3 protein-coding genes and 1 tRNA gene are annotated in these 2,661 nt (G+C 42.7%); all 4 read left to right on the plus strand.

The window, feature by feature from the left end:
• The coding region (locus B9J87_RS16150; RefSeq protein ID WP_141201589.1) for an L-alanine exporter AlaE at positions 1-407 on the plus strand (407 nt) is incomplete at its 5' end.
• Positions 408-575: 168 nt separating this feature from the next.
• Positions 576-663: transfer RNA gene (locus tag B9J87_RS16155), tRNA-Ser, on the plus strand.
• A 312-nt stretch (positions 664-975) separates the two neighbouring features.
• Positions 976-2,211 (plus strand): tyrosine-type recombinase/integrase, encoded by a 1,236-nt coding sequence (locus B9J87_RS16160; protein ID WP_094151720.1) that lies wholly within the window; start codon positions 976-978, stop codon positions 2,209-2,211.
• Positions 2,212-2,282: 71 nt separating this feature from the next.
• Positions 2,283-2,483 carry a helix-turn-helix transcriptional regulator gene (locus tag B9J87_RS16165; RefSeq protein ID WP_080526638.1) on the plus strand — a complete coding sequence of 67 codons (201 nt, stop codon included), beginning with the start codon at positions 2,283-2,285 and terminating at the stop codon, positions 2,481-2,483.
• Positions 2,484-2,661 lie beyond the last annotated feature (178 nt).

Here is a 2,661-nt window from a genome sequence, read left to right on the forward strand (position 1 = left end):
ACACATTTGCAATGGTTGTTTTTTGTTTTATATCAGGCATGATCATTGAAATTTTCATCTCTGGAATGACCTTCGAACAGTCGCTAGCATCACGTACACTGTCTATCCCAGTGAATATCGCAATAGCATGGCCTTATGGCGTATTTCGTGACTTTATTTTGCGCCAGGGACGTCAATGGTCTGAGACTGGCTTAATGAAGAATGTCTCGGATTTGGTTGCTTACGTTCTATTTCAATCTCCTGTCTATGCCACCATTCTATGGGCTGTAGGCGCATCTACAGAGCAGATCATAACCGCAGTATCAAGCAATGCCATTGTGTCGTGTGGAATGGGCGTTCTCTATGGCTATTTTTTAGATATGTGCCGTCGTTGGTTCCGTGTCCCGGGCTATCATCGTAGCGCCTAACCGTGACACTCACTGAAGAAAGGCTTGTATTGAATTGCATCAAATAAGTCAATAAGTAGTCAAACGAACCAAAGTGGTGGGCTTTTTTATTATTTTGGCTTGACCTAATCCCATAGAATCATTAAATTAGCGCCTCGTTAGCCAAATGTGCTAACCACAATATAATTTGGTGAGTTGTCCGAGTGGCTTAAGGAGCACGCCTGGAAAGTGTGTATACGGCAACGTATCGAGAGTTCGAATCTCTTGCTCACCGCCACATTCAAGTTTAAAGACGTCTCAGGACGTCTTTTTTCTTATCTAAAGGTTATTAAAATCAATGAGATACGGTTTCTTAGCGTTCCATAAAGTGTCGTAAAAGCGCTTGTCTAGAGTAATACCTAAAGTAATACCCAGTATTCCGACTTGATGCTAGTATTACTTTTGAGCACTAAATCAGGTATTACTTTGTTGTCATTTCCCCTATCAGTTCGATCTTTAACTTGATGTAAGTTAAGCAGTTATCGACCAAAAGTAATACCTAGATTTTTCGAAAATTGAGCTTTGTTCAGGTATTACTTGAGGGATCAAAATGACGAATAATCTCACGGCTAGGCAAATCCAAACGGCAAAGCCCAAAGATAAGCTCTATCGCTTATCTGATGGCGGCAATCTCTACTTCTGTGTGCGTACAAGCAATTCACGTTCTTGGCAGTTTCGTTATAAACGACCTGGTCAGGACAAAATCACTTATCTTTCCTTTGGTACTTATCCAGATATGTCATTGGCAGAAGCGCGAGAGAAAGCGCTAGAGGCTCGAAAGATGCTTGCGGATGGTATTGATCCTCAGTTGGCCAAAGAAGAGCAAAAAGCCAAAGTTATTGTTGAGCAAAATGCGACGTTCAAGTTTGTCGCTGAGCAGTGGAAGGCTACGAAAGAAGGGCAGATAAAAGAGAAGACTCTCAATGGTAACTGGCGCAAACTGGAGCTCTATGCTTTTCCCAAGCTAGGTACGATACCCGTTAGCAAAATTACGGCGCCTATTGCGATAGCGGCGTTGCGTCCCGTTGAAACACAAGGTTTACTAGAAACCGTAAAACGTACCGCCCAACTGATGAACGAGATCATGAACTATGCTGTAAACAGCGGTGTGATTCATTCTAATCCACTATCTGGTATCCGTGACGTATTCAAGAAGCACAAAGTAGTGCACATGAAAGCGTTACAGCCGCATGAAATGCATGAGCTTATACGCACCGTTGCTACAGCGAATATACAGCACGTGACGCGATTTTTAATTGAATGGCAGCTTCACACGATGGTGCGACCTAATGAAGCCTCTGGTGCTCGTTGGGATGAAATCGACATAGCAAATCGACTATGGATCATCCCGAAAGAACGAATGAAGATGAACCGCGAGCACCTAGTGCCTCTAACAGACCAAACAATGGCTATTCTTGAAGCGATTAAGCCTATCAGTGGTCATAGAGAGTTTGTTTTCCCATCCAGTCGCAATCCGAAGGTACCTACCGATTCAGAAACGGCCAATAAAGCGTTGAGCCGAATGGGATTCAAAGATAGAACTACTGCGCATGGTCTTCGTGCTTTGGCTAGTACCACTCTTAATGAACAGGGTTTTGAGCCTGATGTCATTGAGGCAGCGCTTGCTCATACTGATAAGAATCAAATACGTAAAGCATACAACCGTACAGATTATTTAGATTCACGACGTAGGTTAATGAGCTGGTGGAGTGAGCATATCGAAAAATCGAGCTACGGAAGCTATAGTGTTGCTGGTGCTGGGTACTTACATTTAATCAAGGCTTAGATATCCATCGAATCTAAATAAAATCAGGCATATGTCATATCTGTGATATTAACTTACACAGAGAGGTATCTATGCCTAATACCGCGATTCGATTGATCCGTTTAAGCGAAGTTCTAGCCATGACGGGACTGTCTCGTTCCAGTATGTACCGTTCGATTGAAGAAAAGCAGTTTCCAGAACAAGTTCAGCTTGGTGGGCGTGCTGTTGCTTGGGTTGAGAGTGAGGTGCAAGAGTGGATATCCCAAAAGGTGGAAAGCCGGAACTCACATTGAAGTTGGAGAGCTTAGTGCTCTCCGTACTGCATTAGTCTCTCGATTAAATCGATTTTATTAAGTTTTTCTTTTTTAATCGCTTCCTTGATTTCGTTGACATTAGCTAGCCATCGTTCAGCCATAAAGGAAACTAGTTGGTTAACTGGTAAATCAAACTCGACAGATAACTGTTTTAAAT

The sequence above is a fragment of the Vibrio sp. V19_P1S1T109 genome, assembly GCF_002241375.1.
In the GTDB taxonomy this organism is placed as follows: domain Bacteria; phylum Pseudomonadota; class Gammaproteobacteria; order Enterobacterales; family Vibrionaceae; genus Vibrio; species Vibrio anguillarum.